Source organism: Paenibacillus amylolyticus (assembly GCF_051136285.1).
Lineage (GTDB): Bacteria > Bacillota > Bacilli > Paenibacillales > Paenibacillaceae > Paenibacillus > Paenibacillus amylolyticus_F.
The window spans coordinates 2,173,516-2,197,956 of the sequence record NZ_CP194938.1 but is presented as its reverse complement, the minus strand read 5'-3'; the positions used below and the strand labels follow the sequence as shown (position 1 = coordinate 2,197,956).

Sequence of the window (24,441 nt, the reverse complement as noted above, 5' to 3'; positions counted from 1 at the left end):
TGTCGCCAAGAAAGACAACTTGTTTATAAGGCCCGTTGGTCAAGGGGTTAAGACACCTCCCTTTCACGGAGGTAACAGGGGTTCGAATCCCCTACGGGTCATAGATATACCTATTTCTTCACCGTCTAGAGATTTACGTTTAATAAGGATTTCTTGGAAGTCACGCTCCGTAATATTTGATATGAAGCATGGCATAACATTGGGTGAAGTTACATCAAGAGCCATTAGCTCAGTTGGTAGAGCACCTGACTTTTAATCAGGGTGTCGAAGGTTCGAGCCCTTCATGGCTCACTTTTATAATTGAATATGCGGTCGTGGTGGAATGGCAGACACGCTATCTTGAGGGGGTAGTGGGTGTATACCCGTGGAGGTTCGAGTCCTCTCGACCGCATCACAGCAAAGACTTTCGTGAGTACTCATGAAAGTCTTTTTTTTTATATGAAAATGTTCCTTTGGTTGTTTGTTTCGATGTTCAGTTTTAAAAGATCAGAAGGGTTCTAAAGTTTTGAACTAAAACTTTTCTTTGTACGCCCTGACTTTTTGGGAAAGTGAATTGAGTGAAAGGCATGTGTTGTTTACATAAAATTGATCAGGATTTACCGCCGAATTAAAGGCTGAGGATTCAGAAATATTGTGCTATAATTCTATCATATGGCATTTGAGTTGATTATTACGGTTGGAAGGCGGTTCTTGCATGCAATCGATCTATGAGCGAATTGAACACCTGATTGCCGAAAGAGGGATGACAAAGAAAGCCTTCTGTCAACAGCTGAAGATCAGCACAGGTAATCTGGGTGACTGGAAACGTGGCAAATCAATCCCGAGTACAAATAAACTGATTGAAATTGCCTCATTTTTTGATGTGAGTCTGGACTGGCTAATGATTGGGCGTTTATCGAAGGAAGCCATTGTACGGGAAAAGCGGGAAGATTATTTTTTTAACGTTTTGCGGCAATTGAATTGCCAAGAGAGTGAATTATCGACTGTGGAACAGTCTTTTATTAGCGAATATCTCGAGTTCACTCGTTATCGCAAATTTAAAGAGAGTAAAGATGCTGGCGGCTATCGCTACCAATCTGAATCGGAAGGCGAGAATAAGTCAGAGCAGGATTGAACGTAAGTGCTCTGGATGATAAAAAAACCTCCAACTGTGCCGAATTCCTTCGGAGACAGCAGGGAGGTTTTTTTTTTTTTTTTTTTTTTTTTGCGTTCGGCAATGATTTAGTTGCGTTTATCGAGAATGTTAGAGTATTTCGGGTACAATCGGCGGATGCATTTAGGGCAGATATCATGTGTAAACTCGGCGGAGGTGTGTTTTTCCAGATAATGTTCAACGGTGTTCCATTCGTCTGAGTCATCCTTGATGTGTTTGCAAACGGCGCAAATAGGCAGCAGGCCGTAGAGGGTGCGTGCTTCAGTCAAGGCTTGTCGCAGCTGCAGTTCTGTCTTCTTCTGCTCCGTGATATCCGTGTGGGCAACTAAAGCGAGATGGCTCTCCAATGCTAGGCCTTCTTGTAACGGAGTGAGTTCTACGCGAAACCATTTCTCCTCGTTATGTGGCGTAGTGATAGAGATGTCGTATGTATGGGTTTTGTTAAAAGGAACAACATGATGCCTCAGATACTGTGCGAATTTGGCTGGATAGAGGTTTTTCTGTTGTGCTGCCCAAGCTTCCATCAGATGCAGGTAATGATTGTCACGGCTGGCTGTGTGTAAGAAGAGTTTATGGAGTCCGTCCTGCCAGGCTCGGTTACAACTTCGAATCATCCAATGATGATCAACAATGATCAGCTGATGACTGGTGGATTGGAAAGACAAGCTTTCGAGGTCGGATGTAATATATCTCATGAAAGAAGTCCTCCTTTGGTGAAAGTGATCTTAACGCAGCTCTTCGGGTATGTTCAAAATTTCAGCGACCTGATGCCTGAATCGGGTTGCTTTGCGTGTGCCGTGGATAAGGTTAGATAGACGGTAAGGTGGAATGCCATGTTGTTCGCAAAAGGTCTTCTGATCGACTTGTAGTTCGGTTAGCCGTCGTTTGATAGCCCATCCGAACGGAGTGACTGGTTTTTTCTTGTTCAAAAGGGTTCACCCCTGAGTGGATTTTTATAGTATGCAGCAGGCTATTCTTCATGTAAGATAGATAGAAATGCGAGCTGTGAATTCCATTATATACGTAAATTCGTCATCTAACAATTAAAAAATACGGAAATAAGTGTATTTTATGAATTATTATGACGTAAATGCGTTTATTTTTGATTAGATAATCGCAAAAAAACACGCCGGCAAGGGGATTTGCGGCGTGTTTTTGGTGTGCTCTGAAGAGTCTGTAAGAGGAATGAGGAACTTATGCTCTGTAAGCGTGGAGGCCTGCTCCGAGCATATGGAAGCTGGGGAACATTGACTTCATAGATAAGGGCGTGGAGTGTGAATGTGTATCTGGAGAAGAAGCGCTAACGGTAGTCCATTCGTTTTCCAGGTCTGCGGCCAGACGAACCAGCAGCTCCCGAGTAGCATTTTCACTTAGTGGTATCACTTTGCAGGCTTCGGATACGCATGCATTCATAGCTGAATGTAAGTAACCGAGAACCGCCTCTTCGACGGGGATGTCGAGGTGGTGGTTGATCCAGGCGTGAACTGTGGGGAGACAGCCGACGGAATTGTACTTGGTGTAGATTTGTTCAAGTGGGCTGAAGTCGATCCAGGGATGCAAAGCACGGGAGAGTTTGATTAAGCGTTTGCCTATGGTTGTTGCTTGATCTCTCAATTCAGCGGGCGTTCGCTGTACGTGCACAAGTTTGTCGATCAGGGCAATACGCCAAGTGTCCTTGTGTTCTGTTGCGGTGTAAATACCTTTGATTGCCATACCTTCGAGACGAACGAGGCTGGGGTGTAACTGACAACGCATGAATGATTCGAGGTCTTCCGCTGTCCGAATAGATCCTTCCTTGATATGGTTATCCATGCCGAAGAAATGGGTGAACCCTCCAACCTGGACAGAGGGATCAAGCAGTTTCGCGTAATCAAGCAGCTTATTCCCGCGGTTCACGATCTCTCGCCTCCTGTGTTTTTGATGTTAAATTTAATTACATTTAATCATTGTTGATTATAACTTGTGTGTAATTCCGAATTATATGATATATATATTCACATAATTATCCGTGTTTTGTCAATAATTTACCTTAAAAAAATAGATTTTATATATTATATGAATATTTTGTGTTAGTTAATATAACATAATGGGTGTAATTCAAGTTATGCTTTCGTTGTGAAGATGAAATCATTTGTTTTCAAATGACAGCTCTTCTTTGGAGGAATCAGATTTAATGATATGTGCTTTCCGGGGAAATATGACTGTATTTTGTGCAGATTATAGGTAAACCAGAAAGGGGAGTGTATAGCTTAAATGTTAAATTGGTCTGAGATAAGAAAAGAGTAATAAGTGCTTTACTTTTTCGGGTGAATCCGGTATAATCAATTCTGTTGCCGATAATTTACGACATGCGGTCGTGGTGGAATGGCAGACACGCTATCTTGAGGGGGTAGTGGGCGTATGCCCGTGGAGGTTCGAGTCCTCTCGACCGCATTATATGAAGAGTTTTGCAAGAAGCTTTCCTTGATGGAGAGCTTCTTTTTCGTTTTATTTGATAACGTTTCTTGTAATTATCGAAATGCAAACAAGCCACCCTTTAGCCTTGAGCAGAGTGCCTGCTCTTGGCTAAAGGGTGGCCTGTTTGTATATTTGTATAGACTTGATTATTTAAGGAGTTTCTGAATATCTTCTTCGATTTTGTCCGGAGTAGTCTGCGGTGCATACCGCTTTACAACTTTACCGTCCTGATCGACAAGGAATTTGGTGAAGTTCCATTTGATGGCTTTGGAGCCAAGCAAGCCTGGTGCTTCTTTTGAAATATGCTGGAAGAGCGGGTGAGCGCTGGAACCATTGACATCAATCTTTTCAAACATAGGGAAGCTTACGCCGTAGTTCATCTGGCAGAACTCGGCAATATCATCAGAAGAGCCCTTTTCCTGCGCGAACTGGTTGCTTGGGAATCCAAGCACTTCGAACGGAGCATCCTGGAATTTGTCTTGCAGCTCCTGTAAGCCCTTGAATTGAGGGGTGAGACCGCATTGACTTGCCGTGTTTACAATTAACAACACTTTACCGCGATATTGGGACATCTCAATCTCTTGCCCGCGGAGGGTATTTACTTTGAAATCATAGACTGACATGGGGATCGCCTCCATATTATTATTCTTGATGTACTTATTATATTTTATGCAATTAAATAATGCAAAATTTATTTTGGTTTCACGTTGTTATAACCATTAACGGAGCCTGAATCCTGAATGAGTAGGAAATGTATTAATCCATTTCTGTGCGGACGAGAAATAACTAGATTAGAAGAGGTGGATAGCGTATAACCCCATTGTAAGCGTTATTCTTGATGGATATTGCGGGAAACCTGACGTTTCGGTGATCTGGATGCACTTTACATGATCATGGCACGGGTGTATGATTCATAGCGTAATTTGAATTTTAATTAAATTGTACATGAAAAACGAAACAAACGATAATATCGATCGGTCTTATACTCAAGATTTACGAACGATGTTTTAATCGCTGAGTTTCCATTCGTAGTGAGTGGAAAACGGGGGAACCAAAAGGACGTGCTGTATTGTATTACAGCAGTGCACGTCCATGGGGTGAATTTTCCGGTGACAGCCGGAAATAGGGCGACTCTCGCGTCCGAATCCGTCAGCTAACCTCGTAAGCGTTAAAGGGAGAGGCAACAAACCGCACGCTGGTTCATGGCGTTTTCGCCATGGATTATTTAAGAAGCGTTTCGGAGGCCTTGGTCCCCACGCTTCTTTTTTGTTGTCTTTTCACGCCAAGGGAGGAACGAATGATGGATACAGAGATGATTTTGGTAACGGCTCCGAATGAAGCTGGACGTAAATTTGTTAAATTGCTGATGTATAAAAAAATGCCTTTTGCCGTTCTGACGAACAGTGCTGGTGAGGAGCGCAAACTTCGCCGGATTGGCGTAGAACACGTCATTCGTATGAATACGGCAGCGGCTGAGAAATGGTTTTTGCCACAGGGAAGTGTAGGGAATGTATTTATTTTTGAAAATAGTCTGAATTTGACCTGCCGTTACCTGCAGATTTGCCGCTCATGGACATCGAAGTCCTTATGTGTAATCACCGAGCAGAGTCACCCTAAAGGGATTTATCGGGGCATGGGTGCAGACAAAATCGTGTATTCATTGAATGGAGAAGTTGGTTTTCTACTTAATAGCTGCAATAAACCGGAAGCTGAGGTCAGCAGCTTGTGATTGATCCGATGTAAGGTGCCTGCTATAATTGCAGGTACAGACTAACGGAATTTGAGGAGACTCATGCTTGTCGTGGGTCTTCTTTTTTTATGGATACAGTATGCAAGCTAGGGGTGACCTGCGGCTTACAAGGAGGAATCGGCGTGCCGGATATTGCCGGATTGAAGTGGTTGTTTTTTGATGTGGGGGATACGCTGGTGGACGAATGGGAGCCTGTAGACGATATTATCGGGCAGTTCGTTCGAGAGGCCGGTGCGTACGGATATCCAGTAAAAATTGAAGCGGTACGCGAACTGTTTGCAACCTGTTACCGCAATTATGAACAGTGGCCTATGAAAGTTGCTATACGCACATACATTCATGATGAAGATCATCGCAATCAGATTCAGGACAAGCTGAAATTCCATAAAGAGCTGGAGCAGCCGTTCCCTTCCGCAACCAAGGTGCTGGAGCAGCTTTCACAGCACTATCGAATTGGCATTATCGCCAATCAGAGTCCTGGAACGGAAGCGAGGCTGGAGAGCTACGGACTTCGGAGGTATGTTGATGTTCTGGCATGTTCGGCAGAAGAAGGGGTGTCTAAGCCCGATCCAGAGTTGTATGCGGTTGCTTTGAAGCAGGCGGGATGCGCTCCTGAAGAAGCAGTGATGGTCGGAGATCGAATCGATAATGATATTATGCCAGCGCGTAGTTTGGGCTTGCGCACGATTCGTATTTTACAAGGGTACGGAAGGTTCCAGCCGGAGCTTTCGGATGACGAGCGCGCAGACTGGACGGTCGAGTCGCTGGATGAACTGCTGCCATTGCTGATACCTGATGGGGATACGAGCAGATCTGTATGAACATGAGGTTAGATCTGGCTCGAGTTAGAGGTAGATACAGCTGGAGCTGGTTACAAAATAAAAACACAAAAAGGCTGATTCGCTGGTATGAGGATACCGTGGCGCATCAGCCTTTTTATATATTATGGCCTTATAAAACTTGAACTAGTTTTTTTACACAATAACGGAGAGGACAGAGAAAATCTGGAAAAGCGAAGCGTTCGCCTTTATCACCGGATTTTTTTCCTTGGAAAAGGAATCAAAAAAATCTGGGGATAACAGCGATTGAAAGATTATTCTGTCATCGGAGTGTAAGTGTAAACATCCTTATTTCAAATTTTATAAAAGTTAGAACTGAATAATGGTCTGGATAATTAAATACACATTCAGCACTACGATGATAGCGGCAATAGCCCAAGAAACAATTTTGAGCCACAATTTGTTGACAAAAGCCCCCATACGTTTTTTGTCACTTGTGAACATAACAAGCGGAATGATGGCAAACGGTAATTGCAGAGATAGAACGACCTGACTTAAGATCAGCAGTTGCTCTGCACCGTGTTCGCCCACAACCGCAGTGACGATGACAGCCGGGATGATGGCGATCAAACGTGTGACCAGTCTGCGCAGCCATGCCGGAATACGAATATTCAGGAAACCCTCCATGACGATCTGCCCCGCGAGAGTGCCTGTCAGGGTGGAGTTCTGACCTGATGCAAGCAAAGCGACACCAAACAGAATACTGGCAACAGTGGTGCCGAGCAACGGAGTCAGTAGGTGATATGCATCTGCAATTTCAGCGACCTGTGTCATGCCCGCGCTGTGAAAAACAGCCGCAGATACGATCAAGATGGCGGCGTTGATGAACAGGGCTAGTGTCAAAGCGATAGTTGAATCCATCGTGGTATAACGGATAGCTTCTCTTTTGCCCTGAGTGGTCTGCTCAATCTGGCGTGTCTGCACAATGGAAGAATGAAGATACAAATTATGGGGCATAACGGTGGCTCCGATGATAGCAATTGCAACGTAGAGCATGGCCGGGTTTTGCAAAATCTCGGTGCTAGGAACGAATCCGTGAAGAACACCGACCATATCGGGTTTCGCCAAAAACAGGTCGATTCCAAAACAGAGAGCAATGGTTGCCATCAGTATGATGACGAGGATCTCCAGCGCACGGAAGCCTTTATTTTGTAGTACAAGAATGAGTAGCACATCCACTGCGGTAATGATCACGCCATACAGCACGGGGATATTAAAAAGCAATTTAAGGGCAATTGCTGAGCCGATCACTTCAGCCAGATCGGTAGCGGCAATCGCAAGCTCACACAAAATCCATAACATCATAACGACAGGAGCACTGAAACGTTCACGACACGCTTGCGCTAAATCTCGTCCAGTGACAATGCCCAGTTTTCCTGCAAGGGCTTGTAGCACCACGGCCATCATATTCGATATAAGAATGACGGATAATAAGGTATATCCAAATTTCGAGCCGCCTGCGATACCGGTAGCCCAGTTCCCTGGGTCCATATAACCGACAGCGACCAGATAACCCGGGCCGACAAAGGCAAGGAATTTTCTCCACCATGCCGCATTCTTTGGGACTTTCATGGAACTGTGTGCCTCACCCAGCGAAGGGGCCATAGCTGCTGCAGGGGAAAACTCGCCGGATGTGGAGTTGAACGGATTTTTTTGACTCATAGATAGATCACCTGACTTTACACTAAGATGTGGTCGGCTTGCAGCCGAAATAAAATTCATTTTTTGGGGTGTGCTCTGGCACGAATACTGCCACAAATGAATGTGATGAAACGGCAGTCCATATATCTAAAATTTTATGTTCGCATTTACATTGTACACCCTCAATAATTTTTGTCTAGTGCAACTTTTGTGTAGTCGGACAAGATATAGGGTGATATTGAGAATTCTATTTTAGAAATGTCTCTTTGTATCGTACCCATTCTGCGAGAGAATACGACTTTTAACAGGGTACGCATGAAATGCGGATAAATGTAAAAGCTGATAAAGGGGACAATCTGGCGTTTCAAATCGAGCCAGAAGTTTAAAATGAATTGTAGGCAAATAAAACTTTAGTAGCGAAGGAGAGATTCTGATGGAAGCTTTATATACAGCAACAGCAACAGCAACGGTAAAAGGTGGACGTACAGGTTCGGTGGCTTCTTCGGACGGTGTATTGCAACATGATCTGAAAATGCCAAAAGAACTGGGCGGTGCTGGTGGAGAAGGCACGAACCCTGAGCAGCTGTTTGCAGCTGGATACGGTGCATGTTACGAAAGCGCCTTGGCTAATGTGGCTCGCAAAGCAGGTGTGAAACTGGAAAATGTCGTTGTGACTAGCAACGTATCGATTGGTAAAGATGCTACAGATGACGGATTCAAGCTGGCGGTGCGCCTGGATGTGAGTATGCCAGGAGTGGATCACAGTCAAGCGGAGGATCTTGCCCGTAAAGCGCATGACTTCTGTCCTTACTCTAAAGCAACACGCGGCAACATCGACGTTGTACTGAACGTAGTTTAATAAATAGGAGAACCCGAGCTCTTTCTTCAAGAGTTACAGGTAAATTAGAGAGCGGGGTATCCAGCGATACCTGATGTTCAAGCACCAAGCCCTGCTGGCGACCCAGCAGGGTTTTATTTTCTATATATGAAAATAGGGGAGGATTTTTCCCGTGTTAGCGCGTACTCTTTTACATAACAGTACAGTCACTTCATGCCACATATTCCATAAGGGGGAACGGTCATGAGTATTGAAGAGATGATCGAGAGGAAATTTGTATGCACCAAATGTCGGGGAACGGATTGCAGTATCAAGGAAGTTTCCATGTCAGGAGCGGGGCTTAGCAAGGTATTTGATATTCAGCATAATCATTATTTGTTTGTGGGCTGCACGGCCTGTGGATATGTGGAAGTCTTTAACCCGGATGTACTAAAAGGAAAAAAACAAGGACAAGTCGGTACGATTCTGGATATTCTGTTCGGTGGATAGACATGCGCGAGTTGACATCGACCTGAAATTTCTTTAATATGATTTAGTACTGAAAGTGTCAGTGTCATTAGCATGAACCAAATTTGAATTCACAGGTGATATCCATGTCTTATAGACCAAGCATTGCACAATTGCAAGTAGCCAGCAAAAACGAAAAAGACGGATTGTACGAATTTACGATGAAACTGGTAGATGGTACACAGTGTCGTGTATTCTACTCCAAATCTCCGGATTGGAAAATGACTGCGATCAGCCGTCTGCAGAAGACACCTTGTCCTGTATGTCGCAAAGACTTCATCTGCAAATGTATGGATCAATGGTCAGGTGACCTGCATCAGCAAATGATTAATGACGAGTGGATGGAAAAAGCACTGGCTGAGTAATTAGCTGACAGATATGAGCGTAGGCACTGAGCCTGCGCTTTTTTTCTATTTTCATAGTGAAGGAATGGAGATATAAAGTTCAGATCCAGTGAGAAAGATGGCTCAAAGTGGGTAAGTATTCTCACAGCACCTTATAGGAGGCCACTATACTATGACAGCAACTCAAAAGGATAAACACGAGGGACACCCGATTGTTCTTGTAGACGGGGTATGTCACTTCTGCCAGGGATTAACGAAATGGATTATTAAACGTGACCCCGCGGGGAAATATCATTTTGCTTCACTTCAGTCGGATGTTGCGAAAGGGCTGATGGAGAAGGGCGGCTTGAAGACAGATAGTATGGATACGTTTGTACTGATCGAGAATGGAAAATATTATACACGCTCAACAGCAGCGTTAAGGTTGGCCAAAGGTCTCAAGTTTCCTTATCCGTTACTCTATATGTTTATTGTTGTGCCCAAATTCATTCGTAATGCAGTATACAACTGGGTTGCACGCAACCGGTATCGCTGGTTCGGGAAGGATGACGCATGTATGTTGCCTACACCTGAGACTAAAGATCGATTTTTATAAGGATATAAGTAGCAGTTTTTCAGGAAAAGCTTCCATAAGAAAGAAGTTTCATGTAAGGTGATTAATATCGGGAATTATTGGGTAATAACAGTAGGCTGTATCATTTTTACATTATTAGGAGGATAACAACTTGAAGAAGTGGACGACATTGATCATTGGGGCGTTATTGGCAGTAAGCTTGGCAGCATGTGGAAACGATACAAACAAATCTGCAACGCCGCCAGCAGGCAACGAAACAACTAATGAAAGTAACAATACAGGGGAACAGAGTGCGGCTGTTCCTACACTGGATGAATTGCTTGCCAAAACAGGTGAAGCAACCAAAGCACTGAAAAGTTTCACTACGGAAGCTAACATTGACCAGAAGATCAAGCTGGATGCTGGTGAGCAATCTCAGGATCAGCAAGTGAAAACGTCTTTGAAAATGGATATTATTAAAGATCCGATGATGATCTATCAAGAGATGGAAATGGATATGTCCGGACAGAAGCAAAATGTAAAACAGTATATTACTTCGGACAAAATCTACTCCCAAGTGGGCGACCAGTGGGTAACTATCCCTGAAGCTCAAACGAAGGCACTCATCGAGCAGATGAAAGCAAGCATGAATCCGGAAAAAGAGCTGGATCAATTCAAAAAAGTAAAAGAAGATGTCAAGATCACCGAAGAGGGCGACAGTTATGTCCTGAATGCCGATGTATCGGGTGACAATGTCAAAGAGTTGGCTAAATCCGTTATGGAACAAAACGGCTCCGATGCCCAAATGCAGGCTATGCTTGATCAAATGAATATTAAGAGCATGAAAATGAAATATCTGATTAACAAAGAGACGTCTCTTCTGGAGAAGATCGATGTAGCGATGGTGATGGAAATGGAGCAAAACAATCAGAAAATGACGATGGACATGAAAATGGACACTTCGTTCTCCAACCATGACAAAGTTGCGGAAATCAAAATTCCACAAGAGGCTCTGGACAGCGCAAAATAAGTAAAGGCTTGAAACACCTTTGATTCTGTCTTCGGAATACCCTTAAGGGTAAGCCGGATGAGGATCGAGGGTGTTTTTTTGATTTTGATTTTGTCCGTTCTTTGGAGTGGTATAATATATCTATATATGATTTATTTATAAATATGGACATTAGCTAACAATGCGCACGGGTGTCCATTGTATCTGAGTAAAATTTATGCATCATTGTTGTACTGGGAGGGGGATACCGAGATGATTAGATATGCACATATTCATCACGTAAGTCTGGCTGTTCGAGATCTGGAGACGGCCAAAAAGTTCTATTCCGGCTTATTAGGTATGCAGGAAATCGAACGCCCGCCGTTTCGTTCTACGGGTACGTGGTACGCGATCGGCAGTCAGCAGCTTCATCTGTTGCAGCATCCAGAGGGGCATACGTTGCGGGAAGCAGGAATCGATACAACCGATGGGCATTTTGCACTTTGGGTGGTGAGTTATTCGGAGACGATTGCCTGGCTGGAAGAGCAAGGCATTGAATATGAAGCGAGACCGAATAGTGTGGCTGGTTTCGCCCAGATTTTTATCCTTGATCCTGATCGGAATATTATCGAGTTTGGGGCACCATATGCTTCCTAGGTCAATGGGATAGAATAAATCTCTTGCTCGTCCATAAATTGTATGTTATAGTGTGCATACATTCATAGCACGTGACGGAAGCACCGTCCATATCCTGCAACTTTATGCGGGTAATGGGCGGTGTTTTTTTGTGCTTTTTTGCAGGGAGGGAAGGAGAAATTGATTGTACTTAAGGCGGTACTGGTATCGAGGGACAAAGACTATATTCATGCCTGGCTTGATTATGTACAGAGTAGCTCATCAGGGGAGCACATGCGATTTACTGCCTTTTCCCAATGGGAGGCATTCAGAGATCATATGACGGAACAGGAAGAGCACGAAATGCCTGATTTGATTATTGCTGAACCTGAGTTTTTGAATCTGTGGCTAATGAATGGAGGGGAGGCCACAGGTGTGTCTTGGCTCATGCTCAGTGAAGAGGCTGACGAAGGACACGAGACAAAGCGGCTCATGAAGTATCAGCCTCTACCCGTTCTGCTGGAAGCCGTGAGGAATGCTGGCCGGCAACCGCGAAGCAAGAGGAACCAACGTCCAGGCCAAGAAACGTTGGCAATCGCAGTATTATCCGCATCAGGCGGGAGTGGTAAAACGGCTGTAGCTATGCATATGGCGAAGCAGCTTGGGCTTGCCGGGTATGCTGTGTTGTATCTCAATCTGGAGACACTGGACAGCTCGTTTCCTTTTCTGGAGAAAGGATTGAGGCAGGGCAGTCAGAGGCAACATACAGACGCAGAGAAGGGTTTATCACGGCTGTTATACGATCTGAAGGCTCATCGAAGGGAAGTAAAGGGAGGGCAGTTACAAGGACATGGATTAAGGAATGAATCAGGCTCTACACAAGAAAGAGGTGCGGGCTTACAAGCAGCAATTGAGTATGTTGTTCCACATGAGGCCTTGAAGTCGGATGTGTTTTGGCCGTTAGCTAACCGCAAGGAAATGTTGCAGATGTCTAAAGCAGACACGACGGATCTAATCTCCTATCTGGTCGACTGTGGACAGTATGAGGTGTTGATTCTGGATGGAGATTCAGGCTGGAATGAACGCAGCAATGGGATACTGGAAGCGGCAGATACCTACGTCTGGCTGGTAGAGGATGACATTGCTGCGATGCATCGCTGGGGGCAATGGCTGCAGCACGCTGAGCGTACCCAGGCGGATGCGCTTGGAATTATGCTTGAGCATACATATTTTGTCATCAACAAATATCGGGAGCAAGTGATGAATCCTTTGCCAAGGCCTGATCTGCGTGTAGATGCGGTATTGCCTTATATCCCTTCATGGAAGCAGCTGAATCAGGAAGAGGTCATGCTGAGCTCGCCTATCTTCCAGCGTGAAGTGAAGAAATTATGTGCACTGCTGATTCAAGGTGAGGGAGAAGAGAGGCGGCAGATGGGACGCATGGTTCAACAGGAGTCTCGGTCGTTATGACGGATCGTTCATGGAGCATCCCGGACCGTGAAGAACAGTTTCAGTTGATACGCAGGGAGGTTCGAGCATCGCTTGATCTGACTGCCTCTGCGGGCGACGAGGAGTTGTGGCGAGGAATTGAGAGGAAAGTCCTAGGTGATCCGAATCTGGAGGATTTGACCTCAGGAGAACGCCATACACTGGTGCAGCGACTGTTTGATTCTTTTCGCGGGTTGGATATATTGCAACCGTTGGTAGATAACCCGGACATTACGGAGATTATGATCAATAGTCATCGAGAGATCTTTGTGGAGCAGGAAGGAGAGGTTAGGCAGATTCCGTTGCAATTTCAGTCCAGAGAGCGGCTGGAGGATATTATTCAGATGATCGTGTCTGGCGTGAACCGGATTGTCAATGAATCTTCTCCAATTGTGGATGCACGCCTGAAGGATGGTTCGCGGGTTAACATTGTACTTCCGCCTATTGCGCTAAAGGGTCCAACGATGACGATCCGGAAGTTTCCAAGTGAGCCAATGAAGATGTCTGATCTGATTGAGAAGAGAGCCTTGCATCAAGAAGCAGCTGTGTTATTACAACAGTTAGTGCGGAGCAAATACAACATTTTTATCGGAGGAGGCACAGGTTCCGGCAAAACGACCTTTCTGAACGCGTTATCCCAATTCATCCCTGCCGATGAGCGGATTATTACGATTGAGGATTCAGCGGAGTTACAGATTGTGACGGTACCCAATCTCGTCTCTCTGGAGACCCGGAATGCCAATACAGAGGGCAAAGGTCTTATCTCCATCCGGGATCTCATCAAATCTTCCTTACGGATGCGTCCAAACCGGATTGTGATTGGGGAAGTTAGAGGAGCGGAAGCGCTGGATATGTTACAGGCAATGAATACTGGACACGATGGAAGCTTGTCGACTGGCCACGCCAATACGATCTCGGACATGATTAGCAGGCTTGAAACGATGGTGCTTAGTGGAGCGGAACTTCCAATTACCGTTGTAAGGCAGCAGATTAGTTCCGCCATTGATATATTTGTGCATCTGTCTCGCCTTCGAGACCGTTCACGCCGCGTGACAGAGATTAGTGAAGTGATAGGTATGCAGGACGGTGAAGTACTCCTGAACCCGCTGTTTCTTTTTCAGGAGCAGGAGGAACAGGAGGGACATATCATCGGTGGACTTGTCAGGGTGGGAAAACTCATGAATGTCGATAAGATTCGGATGGCTGGACTTGGAGAATGGCTTGATGGATACATAGAGCAGATAAATGAACAGGTCGTACAAGAAAACCAGTAGTAGCGTAAGGAATAACATGAGAAATAGGATGAGATTCAAAACATGATTATGGGGAGGGAATGCAATGTGGAGCAAGGCAGGCAGGAGTTAACGGATTACACCGTGTATATGCTCAGTTCAAGGCAACGTTTAATGTGCATGCTGGTCAGTGGTTTATTATTTTTCGGCGTGGGATTGTTATTTTATCATCATTGGTTGGCCGGGATAATGCTGGCTGCAGGTTGCATATGGGTGCCCAGGTTTTGGACAAAGGTACTGCTGGAACGCAAAAGGATGACACTTAGCCTGCATTTCAAGCAAGCTCTCTACGCACTATCCTCGGCATTGGCGGCTGGAAAATCAGTGGAGAATGGTTTTAAGGAGTCTGTTGAAGACCTGCGGATGTTGAACCCTGAAGCAGATACAGACCTGATTCGAGAGTTCACAATATTGCGAATACGTATGGAATACGGACAGCCGATTGAAGAGGCGTTACAAGATTTCTCTGAACGGGCACAGATTGAAGACATTACAAATTTTGCAGACGTGTTTGTTACTTGCAAACGAACGGGTGGTGATCTGATTGAAGTGGTACGCCGCACCTCCGCAGTGATTGGAGAAAAGCTGGATATCCAACAGGATATTATGGTTGCCGTGGCTCAGAAAAGATTTGAATCCAAGGTAATGTTTGCAGCACCCTTCATTTTTCTGTTATTTCTCAACCTGACGGCCAAGGATTTTATGGAACCACTCTACAGCGGGATAGGATATCTCATCTCCACGGGTGCACTTGCTGTATTAGTCTGCTGTTATTTATGGATTCATCGCATTATGGATATCAAAGTGTGAGGAGTTGAGAAGATGCTGCTTCCCCTCATCATTGGAGGAACACTTGGCGCGGGCTGGATTGTGCTTGATCGAGCCCGGGGGCAAACCTACAGACATTTGCGGAAGCTGACTATGGAAGGTTTACGTTTGAAAAAAATGCATGGCCCGTTTCTGTTTATGCTGGACAAGTTCGAGATCGGCCGCAGATTACCTGTACTCATGTTTCGAATGCAGCACGCCATACAGAAGATGTATGGCATACAGCACAGCGGTGAAAAAACGTTGCTCTATTGTGCTGAGATGTTGACGTACTCATGGCTGATGTTGATGGCAGGGTGTTTGTTATCGTTGGTCGGGGATGCAGGAATGGGAGGATTAGCCGGAGGATTTATTCTCGGGATCGCTTTGCCGCTTGCGATGTACAAGGATCTCTATACAAAAGTAAAGCGGAGAGATCAGGAGATCCTCATAGAGCTGCCTGAGCTGCTCAATCGAATTGTGCTCCTGGTTGGGGCAGGAGAAACAGTGCAACGTGCAATCATTCACTGCGTGAATAGCCAGAAGGAGCGAGATCATCCATTGTATAACGAACTGCGGAAAGCGGTAGCAGACTGGAATAACGGCTACTCGTTTCAGCAATCTTTGGAGCAGTTCAGCCGCCGCTCTGGTGTACAGGAAGTGACGATTTTTACAACGACGGTGCTGCTGAATTTCCGGCGTGGGGGAGGTGACTTTGTATTGGCATTGCGAGATCTGTCACATGTTTTGTGGGAGAAACGCAAGGCGGTTAGCCGGGCCAAGGGAGAGCAGGCCTCTTCGAAACTGGTGTTTCCGATGGTGTTAATCTTTTTTACAATCGTGGTTATGATCGGAGCGCCTGCTTTTATGATGATGAATATGTAGGAGGAATTGAGACGATGGAAGTAAGGGAGCAAACGATGGAAGTGAAAAGTCAGATGAGTGAAGTGGTAAAGAACAAGGCAGCTGCATTATGGAAAGAAGAGGACGGGTTGGGTACGCTGGAACTGATTCTAATTATCGGTGTGATTATCATTATTGCGCTGATTTTTAAAGATCAAATTACACGATTGATTACAAGTCTGCTTAGTAAAGTGGATACAAAAAGTAATGAATTTTTCCCGGGTAAATAAGCTGGAAAAGGAAGAAGGGAGCTTCACCGTCGAAGCTTCCCTGATCTTCCCGATCATATTGTTTATCCTTGTGCTTCTGCTTTTCTTCACCATGTACATGTATCAAAAAACATTTTTGAATCAGCATGCCTATGCGGCTTCAGAACGAGCTGCCTATAGCTGGGACAACAGTAGCAAGCAGGCACTGACAGGTGAGTATGCTGCTGGAGATTATGACCACCTGTACTGGCGGTTAACCGATGATCGGCTATTGGGCGCATTGTTTGGATGGGCAGGAGCGGATAATGAGATTAGTGTTTCTGTACCTGGAGGTGAAGATGGTAATCTTTCGGAAAAGAAGTTAATTCAAGCCTCCAGTCATATGCCTTCAGCCATGAAGGGCACAATGATGTATCAAAATACACTGATCCAGCGGAAGGTCATAACCAGGCTTGAGCAAGTCATTTCTCTGCCTCTGCCCTCATTTTTATTCAATTCAGGTAATGGTGTGCTCACACAGGGTTCCTCTGCAGTTGTAGAACCGGTTGAGTTCATCCGGACGGTGGATTTGGCCCGTTATTACGGTGCGAAGTTTAAAGGTAAAGGCGGAAAGGGAGCCGCTTCGGCTGCAGAAGCAGGACAAGTTGTACAGTATTTTGGTAAAAGCAAAAAATAAGCAAAGGAGGAGGGAGCGCTGTTTAGAAAAAAAGATGGTGAATCTGGCGCGGTAACTTTATTTCTCATCTTGATCTTGGCTGGAGTGTATATGTTTGTAGCTATTTTCATTGATTATGCCCGAATTGCGGCTTTCAAAGTTCAAACGGAGCGTATGGCACATGCTGCGATGAGATCGGTTATGTCAGCTTATGACACTTCACTTCGAGAGTATGGATTGTTTGCATATGGGGATAGCAGCGGGGATGCAATCATGGCTAAGGTATTGAATGATAGTGTGAAACCTTCGTCTGTAAAGGACGGTTTCCCGATTCTGGATATTCAATGGGACACGACTTCACTCCGCATGGAACGTGAACTGGGCAGGTATGATATTTTTAATCGTCAAATTCAGGAAGACATGAAGTATAGAGCTCCGGTTGATTTTGCTATTGAAGTGATTAATCGATTCAAGCCCATGTCGGACGAGATGAAGGAAGCGGCGCATACGGTTGACCTATTGAAAAAATTGCAAAAGCTCTATGACAAACGTGAGAAATTGCTGGATGAAGCCATCGCCAATCAGGTGAAATCCGCCGAGAAGCTGATGAAACTTCCGGACCTGATTATGAAACCGCCTGCCCAGGCCATCTATGAAGAAATGCTTGAAGTAACACCAGAGACAGCAGCAGAAGGAGCTGCACGTTATGTCGATTACTTAAGCAAGAAACAGGCAGATGAAGCATTACCTTTGAATGAACAGCAGTACATATTGGAATTGGGGCGTTACCGAACAGGTGTAAATCAAATTGTGACAGGTATCAGCATGATTATACAGCCAGCGCAGCAGGCACATCAGTCCAAGCTTACGGAAGCGCAGGCCAAGATTGAAGAGGCTCAAGAGATTAATGAAGAAATGAAACGAGTGATTGCAGAAGGAGAAAGTCGTTCCGAGAGTGCCAGTTATGAAAACGTAGGAAATTCTGCCCTGCCTGGAACAACTCCTCCATCAGCAGGTTCAGGCGATGAAGCCAAAAGTGCTCGTTCGCTCGCTTCGGAGCTTGTGAGAGAGGATACTCTGTTTGAACGGTTAAAGTCTCGTATTCATTCGCAAAATGCAGACTTCTCCAGTGTGCGAAAAGATAGCCTGGAACTCAATACACAGCTTCGTAATGTGACGGGGATGAGTGGTGTCCCCATTAAACCAGTGGTCAGGCAGGCAAGTCTGACTACAGAACGATATATGGATGCCTACGGGAGATCAGGCCCTTCCAATCTCATTACACAAAGTAAACGGGAACTTGAAAACGGCCGTGGATCGGATGCCCAGCGTAAAGAGAATGACAAGCAGTCTAAAGGGAAATTGAAAGAAATGAAACGAATATTGACCCAAATTGAAAAAGGAAGTTCCGGTTCGAGACATGCATTCAAACAGCTTGAACAGTTTTATGAGTCCAACATTGCGTTGAATGAAAGGACCTCCGAGCAAGCGGAAAAGGTAGGGATTGAAAGTGATCCTTATGACTCCAGTGGAAGCGCGATGAAGGGCATGGATCATCTGTTTGGCGAAATGTCTGGACTACTGGATCGCCTTGGGGATGAGTTGTTTCAGAATGAATATGCGCTTGCTTATTTTAACTCAATGGACTTTGGTCAACTGTTCTCTTGGACGGAAGGCAGTGGAGATGCTAAGGAGGTGTTTAAGCTGGAGAATCAGGAGCTCGAATATATCATATACGGATTCCATAATCCTTCAGGTAACATCGCGTCTGCGTATGCTGAAATCTTCGGCATGCGCCTAGCCATTCGCACAGCTGAAGGACTTGCCGAGAACAGTAAGCTGGGTAATCCGCTCCTTGTTTTGTCTGCAGCGATCCTATACGGAATTACGCACGCTATAGAAGATATGGTGAAGCTGGCGAAAGACGGTAGTGTTGAACTATCCAAATATATCAAGGTGAAACTGACGTACAAGGATCATTTGCGATTGTTCCTGCTTATACACAGCAATAATGACCGCAAGATGTCACGAATGCTTGCATTGATCCGGTTGAATACAGGTGTAAACCCGGATGAGAAGCAGACCTATGCATCCGGACAGATGCGCAGCAGCGTCAAACTATGGTTTTTACCCGGGATCGTGCGAAGTATTGGCGCAGCTATGGGCAGTGAGGATCAAGTACAGGATGGACGGTTTTTCATTGAGCGGAAGGCGGATTATTCCTATTGAACAGGTGGAAACATGTTAATGGAGGTGCGATGGATAAACGGGTTCAGGCTCAGGATGAAAGGACAAGTGTGCAGATGCAACATCGGATCGAACGGATGAGCAGATTGGAGCGCTTGAAGTCATTGAGAAAACAGATGATTGAATCCCAAAAAGAACAGGGCAGTATGGTGTTAGAGGCTTCATTGGTTCTACCTGTTTTTTTATTCTTTATTCTGTTCCTTATCTTTATTGTTCAGATGACGCTGATCTCAACTGCTCTGCAAAGTACAGCGGGTGAAACGGTAAAACAGCTGTCAACAAAGGTATATCCGGTCTCACTAGTATTCACCCCTTCCGATTCTGCAGGAGGCGAGAGCTCGAAGGAGAGTTGGAAGTGGCCTGAGCTTTCCCTGACAGAATGGGCAGATGATTACGCTTCTTCTTTACCAGTACCTCTAAGTGACTGGGTGCGAGCGGCTGCGAAGCATGGTGAAGAACCGTTACAACGAATCAAAACGTCGGCACTGGAAGCGGCACTTGACCCTGTCTTGAAGCCGTTGTTGCAACCTTTTGTTGAAACTACACTGCTGTACATGGAACGAATCCATGTTAACGGAGTGTCCGTTCCTGATCTGAAGAATAAAACAAATCCATATTTCATGCTTGAGCTAAGTTATGAGCTGCCTGTGAAGATTCCTTTTCTTAGTAATCCTCTGCGTATTCAGGCTGCTGCGGCAGAACGGATATGGATTGGTGATACAGGAGAGGGGACTGGTAACGGAGACGGGAAAGGAAATAATGCCGGAGCAGCAACCGTTTTATCGAAGCCGGATCCTGCATTTATAGGGAACAATGCAACGATAAAAGTCCAAGTCGAGCCGGGATCAACGGCTAATCTCACGATTTTTTACAAGTCTGGTGAGAGTTCTGCGAAGCATATTGGCTGGGCTGTTGCTGACGAGAATGGAATCATAGAGTGGACCTGGTTTGTCGGCACGCGAACAACGGAAGGGGTATGGAGTTTTGTTGTAGAGACGGCAGAAGGTGCCACGACGGAAACTTCGTTCACAGTAGCATCCAGAAAATAAGGAGAGATGATGTAGGTGGGATGGTTTTATATGATCTGTTGTGTATATCTTCTGGTCGCCTTCGTAACGGATATACGCTCTATGAAAATTCCAAATCGGCTGACTCTGCCCGTAACGGCAACAGGTGTGGTAACACATCTTGCATGGGGAGGTTGGGATGGTATGGTGTTCTCTTTGGCTGGATTTGCCGCCGGTTTCGGGATGTTGTTTTTGATGTACGCAATTGGTGCAGTCGGAGCAGGAGATGTGAAATTGTTTGGGGGTATAGGTGCGTGGACGGGATTTACATTTGGTGTACATGTGATCATATACTCGATCCTGTACGCTGGTGTGATTGGTTTAGTCATTCTTTTATTTCGCAGAGATGCGGCGAAGCGAATACGTAGCATGGCACTATATCTGATCAGTTTCTTTAAGCTGGGTTCTCTTCAACTGGTAAGTCACGAAAAAACGTTAAAGTTTCCGTTTATGCTTGCTGTGCTGCCGGGTTTCATCAGCTCATGGATTTATATGACTGGATAGTTATTCTGTCACAGAAGTGCTGGAGATAACAGATTTTGGAAGGTTGTTCTATTCGTCGAAGTAACTGTCCTAATCATCATTCGTTCGACTTATTAATAGCAATGGAAAGTGAGGATCGGCATGTATGGATTAACGAGGGATTTTGTGCGTAATGGTGGAGCATTTATGATTTTGGAAAAAGCAGACGGACTGCGTATGGAGGAGCTCAGCAGGGTACAGATCGGTATGTTATTGTCCAATCGAATTCCCCGCTTTCTGTCAGTACATACACGAGAGATTGATCAAAATGTTACGCTGCAATATGACATCTCTGGTTATAAGATGTTGTCCCAGATGTTAAAGTCAGGTCAGATCGGCTTGCCGGTGTTGTACCATCTTTTATTCCAGTTGGCAGATACGCTTGTAGAATGCAGACAGTACATGCTGGAGCCGAAAAATTTATGGATTCAGGAGGATTATATCTTCATTCAAGGATCTATTGAGCAGGGGGAGCTTGGTTTAGTTTACGTACCCATGATGAACACTCAGCAGAAGGATTATACTTCGCAGTTATTCCGTGATCTGGTGATCAGGCTTATGGCACATGTTCAGGAATTACAAGGCGAGGGCATACAACGTGTGTTGCAACTATGTGATGACGAGCGGTGGGATATTCAGCGGTTACGTGAGCTATTACTGGAATTGTGTACAGGCCATTTGGTACGACCAAGAGACTTTCAGCAGCTAGAAAAGGAAAACGAGGTCAACTTTAATTACAATAAGCTTGATACAGAGCAGTCAGAGGTTCCTCTGCGTCGGCAACAGCAGTTTATCCAGCGGGATTTAGATGTCGAAGATATTAAGCTCCGTCCGAATTCTTTTTTACACAGGCGAACAGCGGGGCAGACATCTGTAGTTAACTCAACCCATATTCATCAGAGACAGAACGCTACTCGCATAGAGTCTTCTTCACCTTCATTTGTTTCCATAGAACAAGAAAACGTGGAGATTGAAGAGCAAAGTTCGGCTCCTAACTCATCCCGCACAACCTATATCTGGCTAGGGTGTATGCTCACCATGGCATTAGTATGGAGATTTATCTACATGGAACAGCCAGGGCAGAACGGGATGATTCTCTCTATATCGCTAAGTCTGGGGTTAATTGCGGTGGCAAGCTGGATGTGGAAGAAAACAAACCATTTCCGAAATAAACCTGGAATTCAAAATTCTTTATCTTTATCCATCCTGGGTAGGAAAAAAGATAAGGGACCTCAAGCAGAAGAGGAGATGTTTCAGGAGGGCTGGCGCTGGAATACGGTTGACCAGATCAAAAAAGAAAAGAATCCCTCGATAGATGTTTCACCTGTAGATTCTCTTTATGAAGAGCGTATACCTTCTCGTCCAAATCTGCCTGAAACGTTATATACAGAGGAGCAGAGAGGAGAGAGCAGTACCACTTCTCGGCTCAAATTCACGGCTCCAGCCGTAGAGGCAACAGTCAATCTTCAGCAACTGGCGTCCTCAGCGACGGAAGGTAAAAGTTCTAATGTAGCATCTTATTATCTGGAACGAAACTTAAACAAAGGTGAACGGAGCGAACGTGTTGATGTGAAGGGGGCTTCATTTGTTATTGGAAGGGCTGCGGATATGGTTCAATGTGTAGATAGTTCGACAGGTGTATCCCGTGCTCATGTGGAATTGAGCCGAAGCCAGTCCGGTTATGTAATTAAAGATTTAGGCTCCGTTAACGGTACGATGCTTCAAGGGAATCTGCTGGCTCCCTACAAAGAATATCCACTGACGGACGGGGATACGTTCATCCTGGCCGAATCGGTCTACGTTTATCGAGTGGCAGGATGAACATTACAGTGCACTGTTTTCCCGTTTAATCAGACAAGCCGCGATGCTTCAAGTCCTCCAGAGCCTGGGTCAATGTAGGGAAGGTGAATTTAAACCCGTGATCCAAAGCTTTTTGCGGAATGACTCGCTGCCCTTGAAGCAGGACGACGGATAGTTCACCAACCAATGTTTTGATCAGGAAGCTGGGTACAGGGAACCAATGAGGACGATGGTAGACTTTACCTACGGTACGGCCGAATTCATCATTAGTCACCGGGTTGGGAGATGAGGCATTAACCGGGCCTGAAATTTCCTTGTTGTGAATAGTAAAATCGATCAATCGAACGATATCCATAATGTGAATCCAGCTGGTCCATTGTTTACCACTGCCGATCTTGCCGCCAAATCCCAGCATATACGGCAGTTTCATCAATGGGAATGCCCCTTTTTTGTGACCCAGAACGAGGCTGACACGGATTTTGACCAGTCTTACATCCCGGATGGCATCGGCAGCAACTTCCCACTGTTCCGAGACGCGAGAAGGGAAATTCATCGACCTTTGCGGACTGCTCTCATCAAAGGTTTCATCGGGTGAAGTTCCGTAGATTGCCATGGCCGAAGCCTGAACAACGACTTCCGGCTTTTGTTTTAGCGATTCGACCAGCCTGGCAACCCGGGCAACGGTTGTAACCCTGGATTCTACAATCTCCAGCTTAGCCTTCGTTGTCCAGCGCTGGTTCAATGTTTCACCTGCAAGATTCACCAGAGCGTCAAAACCTTCCAGTTCCTGTGGCGTTTCTTCAAGCTGTTCCCAAGAGATATATGTAAGGTTTTTACTCGGATTATGCATGTCAGGAAGTTTGCGAGTGATTACTTTCACATGATATCCGGCCTGTAGCCAGTAATCCACAAGAGCGCCTCCTACAAATCCGGTTCCCCCGCAAATGGCAATTTTCATATGGAACATCCTCTCTAATGGGGTCAAAAAGCCCCGCAGGGTAAGTTGAAAAGGTGAAGAAGACTTACCGAACGGAGCTAATATGTGTTTAATTTAACCAAATTGGTGCCATATCTAACGATGCTGGCCTGTTTTATTTTTCAACCTGTTCCACTCTGTATATTTACTCCAATGATTATTTCATCAAATGGCGATAGGCTGTATAGTCAATTTTATTTTTCTCAAGAAATTTCACCAGAAATTTGTTGTCCCGCTTTGGTGTCGCAATGATGTAGCCTTTAATGCAATGATCTCTGGACACTTCGGTGGCATGATCTTCCACGGCAATTTTACCAATCTCGGCAGCAATGGAATGTTTGGCGATGTCGCGAAAAGGGCCAGGCACAGGCTCAACGAGCTGATCCAGAAAAGCCTTCGCTTCATCCGTCCACAAGTGCCGGCTTGTTTCCACCCAGTGATTCTGCCAATCGAGCTTCGACTTTCCGTCAGCCTTCGGCAGCACCTTGAGGAACTTGCGCATCATGAAAAATCCACCTATGCACATGCTGCCAAGCAGCAAAAGCGTCCAAAACGCAATCGTATTCATAAACCAGTTACTGGGAGAGCTGTTCGTTAAAAGCTGGGCGTAGGTATTAAAAATCATCGCGGAATCACCTCGGTTTATTGATTTTCACGGCAAGATCAAAATACATCTTATGTTCCGTAATCAGCTGCCAAAAATAGCCTCTCATCTGAATTATATCGCATTTCTAGATTTATTTCGATAATCGCGTTATGATAAGGGATAATTCAGAAAAAGGGGGATCTA

26 protein-coding genes, 4 tRNA genes and 1 riboswitch are annotated in these 24,441 nt (G+C 45.3%); of the genes, 23 read left to right on the top strand and 7 right to left on the bottom strand.

The annotated features are described in order from the left end of the window. The first annotated feature begins 29 nt into the window (after positions 1–29). The 4 genes from ACR8BL_RS09810 to ACR8BL_RS09795 all read left to right on the top strand — a co-directional run bounded on the left by ACR8BL_RS09810 (position 30) and on the right by ACR8BL_RS09795 (position 1,114). A tRNA-Glu gene (locus tag ACR8BL_RS09810) sits at positions 30–101 on the top strand. Between the two features lie 117 nt (positions 102–218). After that, a tRNA-Lys gene (locus ACR8BL_RS09805) sits at positions 219–291 on the top strand. A gap of 17 nt (positions 292–308) precedes the next feature. Next, a tRNA-Leu gene (locus ACR8BL_RS09800) sits at positions 309–391 on the top strand. Between the two features lie 303 nt (positions 392–694). Beyond that, a complete protein-coding gene (locus ACR8BL_RS09795; protein WP_434752442.1) occupies positions 695–1,114 on the top strand; it encodes a helix-turn-helix domain-containing protein in 420 nt (139 codons plus the stop codon). Positions 1,115–1,221: 107 nt separating this feature from the next. On the opposite strand, the gene ACR8BL_RS09790 is transcribed toward ACR8BL_RS09795, so the two are convergent. From ACR8BL_RS09790 to ACR8BL_RS09780, 3 genes are all read right to left on the bottom strand, one after another. Further along, positions 1,222–1,848 (bottom strand): hypothetical protein, encoded by a 627-nt coding sequence (locus ACR8BL_RS09790; protein WP_434752441.1) that lies wholly within the window; start codon positions 1,846–1,848, stop codon positions 1,222–1,224. 30 nt (positions 1,849–1,878) lie between these two features. Beyond that, positions 1,879–2,082 carry an XRE family transcriptional regulator gene (locus tag ACR8BL_RS09785; RefSeq protein ID WP_434752440.1) on the bottom strand — a complete coding sequence of 68 codons (204 nt, stop codon included), beginning with the start codon at positions 2,080–2,082 and terminating at the stop codon, positions 1,879–1,881. A 265-nt stretch (positions 2,083–2,347) separates the two neighbouring features. Further along, complete coding sequence (locus ACR8BL_RS09780) at positions 2,348–3,049, bottom strand: urease accessory protein UreF (RefSeq protein WP_434752439.1); 702 nt, start codon at positions 3,047–3,049, stop codon at positions 2,348–2,350. 454 nt (positions 3,050–3,503) lie between these two features. Between ACR8BL_RS09780 and ACR8BL_RS09775 the strand changes: the two genes are divergently transcribed. Next, positions 3,504–3,586 (top strand) — tRNA-Leu (locus ACR8BL_RS09775). A gap of 170 nt (positions 3,587–3,756) precedes the next feature. Here ACR8BL_RS09775 and ACR8BL_RS09770 read toward each other — a convergent pair. Next, positions 3,757–4,233 carry a glutathione peroxidase gene (locus ACR8BL_RS09770; RefSeq protein WP_434752438.1) on the bottom strand — a complete coding sequence of 159 codons (477 nt, stop codon included), beginning with the start codon at positions 4,231–4,233 and terminating at the stop codon, positions 3,757–3,759. A gap of 379 nt (positions 4,234–4,612) precedes the next feature. Next, positions 4,613–4,793, top strand: a riboswitch (cyclic di-AMP (ydaO/yuaA leader). A gap of 114 nt (positions 4,794–4,907) precedes the next feature. Here ACR8BL_RS09770 and ACR8BL_RS09765 point away from each other — a divergent pair. Beyond that, entirely contained in the window at positions 4,908–5,339 is a 432-nt protein-coding gene (locus ACR8BL_RS09765) for a hypothetical protein (RefSeq protein WP_434752437.1), read from the top strand. Between the two features lie 89 nt (positions 5,340–5,428). After that, the gene (locus tag ACR8BL_RS09760; protein WP_434756652.1) at positions 5,429–6,181 is read left to right on the top strand and encodes an HAD family hydrolase; all 753 of its coding nucleotides are present in this window, start codon (positions 5,429–5,431) and stop codon (positions 6,179–6,181) included. Between the two features lie 327 nt (positions 6,182–6,508). Here the strand turns inward: ACR8BL_RS09760 and ACR8BL_RS09755 are convergent, their stop codons facing one another. Next, positions 6,509–7,861 (bottom strand): Nramp family divalent metal transporter, encoded by a 1,353-nt coding sequence (locus ACR8BL_RS09755; RefSeq protein ID WP_434752435.1) that lies wholly within the window; start codon positions 7,859–7,861, stop codon positions 6,509–6,511. A 412-nt stretch (positions 7,862–8,273) separates the two neighbouring features. Here ACR8BL_RS09755 and ACR8BL_RS09750 point away from each other — a divergent pair, with 412 nt between their 5' ends. The 16 genes from ACR8BL_RS09750 (at position 8,274) to ACR8BL_RS09675 (ending at position 22,696) form a co-directional block, all read left to right on the top strand. After that, positions 8,274–8,699: an organic hydroperoxide resistance protein gene (locus ACR8BL_RS09750; protein ID WP_434752434.1), complete on the top strand. Its 426-nt coding sequence runs from the start codon at positions 8,274–8,276 to the stop codon at positions 8,697–8,699. Positions 8,700–8,921: 222 nt separating this feature from the next. Further along, positions 8,922–9,167, top strand: coding sequence for a zinc ribbon domain-containing protein (locus tag ACR8BL_RS09745; protein WP_434752433.1), 246 nt, complete (start codon positions 8,922–8,924; stop codon positions 9,165–9,167). Positions 9,168–9,271: 104 nt separating this feature from the next. Next, on the top strand, positions 9,272–9,550 hold the full coding sequence (locus ACR8BL_RS09740; protein ID WP_090918103.1) for a hypothetical protein: 279 nt from the start codon (positions 9,272–9,274) through the stop codon (positions 9,548–9,550). 151 nt (positions 9,551–9,701) lie between these two features. Further along, positions 9,702–10,124 (top strand): thiol-disulfide oxidoreductase DCC family protein, encoded by a 423-nt coding sequence (locus tag ACR8BL_RS09735; RefSeq protein ID WP_434752432.1) that lies wholly within the window; start codon positions 9,702–9,704, stop codon positions 10,122–10,124. A gap of 130 nt (positions 10,125–10,254) precedes the next feature. Beyond that, entirely contained in the window at positions 10,255–11,112 is an 858-nt protein-coding gene (locus tag ACR8BL_RS09730; RefSeq protein ID WP_434752431.1) for a DUF6612 family protein, read from the top strand. A 231-nt stretch (positions 11,113–11,343) separates the two neighbouring features. Continuing rightward, a complete protein-coding gene (locus tag ACR8BL_RS09725; protein ID WP_434752430.1) occupies positions 11,344–11,727 on the top strand; it encodes a VOC family protein in 384 nt (127 codons plus the stop codon). 159 nt (positions 11,728–11,886) lie between these two features. After that, on the top strand, positions 11,887–13,155 hold the full coding sequence (locus tag ACR8BL_RS09720) for a hypothetical protein (RefSeq protein ID WP_434752429.1): 1,269 nt from the start codon (positions 11,887–11,889) through the stop codon (positions 13,153–13,155). Beyond that, on the top strand, positions 13,152–14,447 hold the full coding sequence (locus ACR8BL_RS09715) for a CpaF family protein (RefSeq protein WP_434752428.1): 1,296 nt from the start codon (positions 13,152–13,154) through the stop codon (positions 14,445–14,447). The genes ACR8BL_RS09720 and ACR8BL_RS09715 overlap by 4 nt, the downstream gene beginning before the upstream one ends. A 42-nt stretch (positions 14,448–14,489) precedes the next feature. Beyond that, on the top strand, positions 14,490–15,275 hold the full coding sequence (locus ACR8BL_RS09710; protein WP_434752427.1) for a type II secretion system F family protein: 786 nt from the start codon (positions 14,490–14,492) through the stop codon (positions 15,273–15,275). 12 nt (positions 15,276–15,287) lie between these two features. Next, positions 15,288–16,157 (top strand): type II secretion system F family protein, encoded by an 870-nt coding sequence (locus ACR8BL_RS09705; RefSeq protein ID WP_434752426.1) that lies wholly within the window; start codon positions 15,288–15,290, stop codon positions 16,155–16,157. Between the two features lie 53 nt (positions 16,158–16,210). Beyond that, positions 16,211–16,405 (top strand): Flp1 family type IVb pilin, encoded by a 195-nt coding sequence (locus ACR8BL_RS09700; RefSeq protein ID WP_434753065.1) that lies wholly within the window; start codon positions 16,211–16,213, stop codon positions 16,403–16,405. Continuing rightward, positions 16,383–17,060, top strand: a complete 678-nt coding sequence (locus ACR8BL_RS09695; RefSeq protein WP_434752425.1) for a TadE/TadG family type IV pilus assembly protein — start codon at positions 16,383–16,385, stop codon at positions 17,058–17,060. The genes ACR8BL_RS09700 and ACR8BL_RS09695 overlap by 23 nt, the downstream gene beginning before the upstream one ends. Before the next feature lie 90 nt (positions 17,061–17,150). Next, a complete protein-coding gene (locus ACR8BL_RS09690; RefSeq protein ID WP_434756651.1) occupies positions 17,151–19,268 on the top strand; it encodes a hypothetical protein in 2,118 nt (705 codons plus the stop codon). A 95-nt stretch (positions 19,269–19,363) separates the two neighbouring features. Continuing rightward, on the top strand, positions 19,364–20,335 hold the full coding sequence (locus tag ACR8BL_RS09685; RefSeq protein ID WP_434753064.1) for a pilus assembly protein: 972 nt from the start codon (positions 19,364–19,366) through the stop codon (positions 20,333–20,335). A gap of 30 nt (positions 20,336–20,365) precedes the next feature. Further along, on the top strand, positions 20,366–20,857 hold the full coding sequence (locus ACR8BL_RS09680; RefSeq protein ID WP_434753063.1) for an A24 family peptidase: 492 nt from the start codon (positions 20,366–20,368) through the stop codon (positions 20,855–20,857). A gap of 165 nt (positions 20,858–21,022) precedes the next feature. Further along, positions 21,023–22,696 carry a DUF6382 domain-containing protein gene (locus ACR8BL_RS09675; protein ID WP_434752423.1) on the top strand — a complete coding sequence of 558 codons (1,674 nt, stop codon included), beginning with the start codon at positions 21,023–21,025 and terminating at the stop codon, positions 22,694–22,696. Positions 22,697–22,721: 25 nt separating this feature from the next. Here ACR8BL_RS09675 and ACR8BL_RS09670 read toward each other — a convergent pair whose 3' ends face one another. Together ACR8BL_RS09670 and ACR8BL_RS09665 are read right to left on the bottom strand one after the other, a co-directional pair. Further along, complete coding sequence (locus ACR8BL_RS09670; RefSeq protein ID WP_434752422.1) at positions 22,722–23,633, bottom strand: TIGR01777 family oxidoreductase; 912 nt, start codon at positions 23,631–23,633, stop codon at positions 22,722–22,724. Between the two features lie 175 nt (positions 23,634–23,808). Continuing rightward, the gene (locus ACR8BL_RS09665) at positions 23,809–24,276 is read right to left on the bottom strand and encodes a DUF2621 family protein (RefSeq protein WP_434752421.1); all 468 of its coding nucleotides are present in this window, start codon (positions 24,274–24,276) and stop codon (positions 23,809–23,811) included. Positions 24,277–24,441: the final 165 nt, after the last annotated feature.

Excerpts from the sequence above, each read along its gene's own strand:
- ACR8BL_RS09745 (WP_434752433.1), top strand. The coding sequence starts at position 8,922 with ATGAGTATTGAAGAGATGATCGAGAGGAAATTTGTATGCACCAAATGT.
- ACR8BL_RS09750 (WP_434752434.1), top strand. The coding sequence starts at position 8,274 with ATGGAAGCTTTATATACAGCAACAGCAACAGCAACGGTAAAAGGTGGA.
- ACR8BL_RS09770 (WP_434752438.1), bottom strand. The coding sequence starts at position 4,233 with ATGTCAGTCTATGATTTCAAAGTAAATACCCTCCGCGGGCAAGAGATT.
- ACR8BL_RS09690 (WP_434756651.1), top strand. The coding sequence starts at position 17,151 with ATGTTTGTAGCTATTTTCATTGATTATGCCCGAATTGCGGCTTTCAAA.
- ACR8BL_RS09790 (WP_434752441.1), bottom strand. The coding sequence starts at position 1,848 with ATGAGATATATTACATCCGACCTCGAAAGCTTGTCTTTCCAATCCACC.
- ACR8BL_RS09725 (WP_434752430.1), top strand. The coding sequence starts at position 11,344 with ATGATTAGATATGCACATATTCATCACGTAAGTCTGGCTGTTCGAGAT.
- ACR8BL_RS09795 (WP_434752442.1), top strand. The coding sequence starts at position 695 with ATGCAATCGATCTATGAGCGAATTGAACACCTGATTGCCGAAAGAGGG.
- ACR8BL_RS09685 (WP_434753064.1), top strand. The coding sequence starts at position 19,364 with ATGAGCAGATTGGAGCGCTTGAAGTCATTGAGAAAACAGATGATTGAA.
- ACR8BL_RS09700 (WP_434753065.1), top strand. The coding sequence starts at position 16,211 with ATGAGTGAAGTGGTAAAGAACAAGGCAGCTGCATTATGGAAAGAAGAG.
- ACR8BL_RS09755 (WP_434752435.1), bottom strand. The coding sequence starts at position 7,861 with ATGAGTCAAAAAAATCCGTTCAACTCCACATCCGGCGAGTTTTCCCCT.
- ACR8BL_RS09695 (WP_434752425.1), top strand. The coding sequence starts at position 16,383 with ATGAATTTTTCCCGGGTAAATAAGCTGGAAAAGGAAGAAGGGAGCTTC.
- ACR8BL_RS09740 (WP_090918103.1), top strand. The coding sequence starts at position 9,272 with ATGTCTTATAGACCAAGCATTGCACAATTGCAAGTAGCCAGCAAAAAC.
- ACR8BL_RS09705 (WP_434752426.1), top strand. The coding sequence starts at position 15,288 with ATGCTGCTTCCCCTCATCATTGGAGGAACACTTGGCGCGGGCTGGATT.
- ACR8BL_RS09670 (WP_434752422.1), bottom strand. The coding sequence starts at position 23,633 with ATGAAAATTGCCATTTGCGGGGGAACCGGATTTGTAGGAGGCGCTCTT.
- ACR8BL_RS09680 (WP_434753063.1), top strand. The coding sequence starts at position 20,366 with ATGATCTGTTGTGTATATCTTCTGGTCGCCTTCGTAACGGATATACGC.
- ACR8BL_RS09665 (WP_434752421.1), bottom strand. The coding sequence starts at position 24,276 with ATGATTTTTAATACCTACGCCCAGCTTTTAACGAACAGCTCTCCCAGT.
- ACR8BL_RS09765 (WP_434752437.1), top strand. The coding sequence starts at position 4,908 with ATGATGGATACAGAGATGATTTTGGTAACGGCTCCGAATGAAGCTGGA.
- ACR8BL_RS09710 (WP_434752427.1), top strand. The coding sequence starts at position 14,490 with ATGATTATGGGGAGGGAATGCAATGTGGAGCAAGGCAGGCAGGAGTTA.
- ACR8BL_RS09735 (WP_434752432.1), top strand. The coding sequence starts at position 9,702 with ATGACAGCAACTCAAAAGGATAAACACGAGGGACACCCGATTGTTCTT.
- ACR8BL_RS09675 (WP_434752423.1), top strand. The coding sequence starts at position 21,023 with ATGATTTTGGAAAAAGCAGACGGACTGCGTATGGAGGAGCTCAGCAGG.
- ACR8BL_RS09760 (WP_434756652.1), top strand. The coding sequence starts at position 5,429 with ATGGATACAGTATGCAAGCTAGGGGTGACCTGCGGCTTACAAGGAGGA.
- ACR8BL_RS09715 (WP_434752428.1), top strand. The coding sequence starts at position 13,152 with ATGACGGATCGTTCATGGAGCATCCCGGACCGTGAAGAACAGTTTCAG.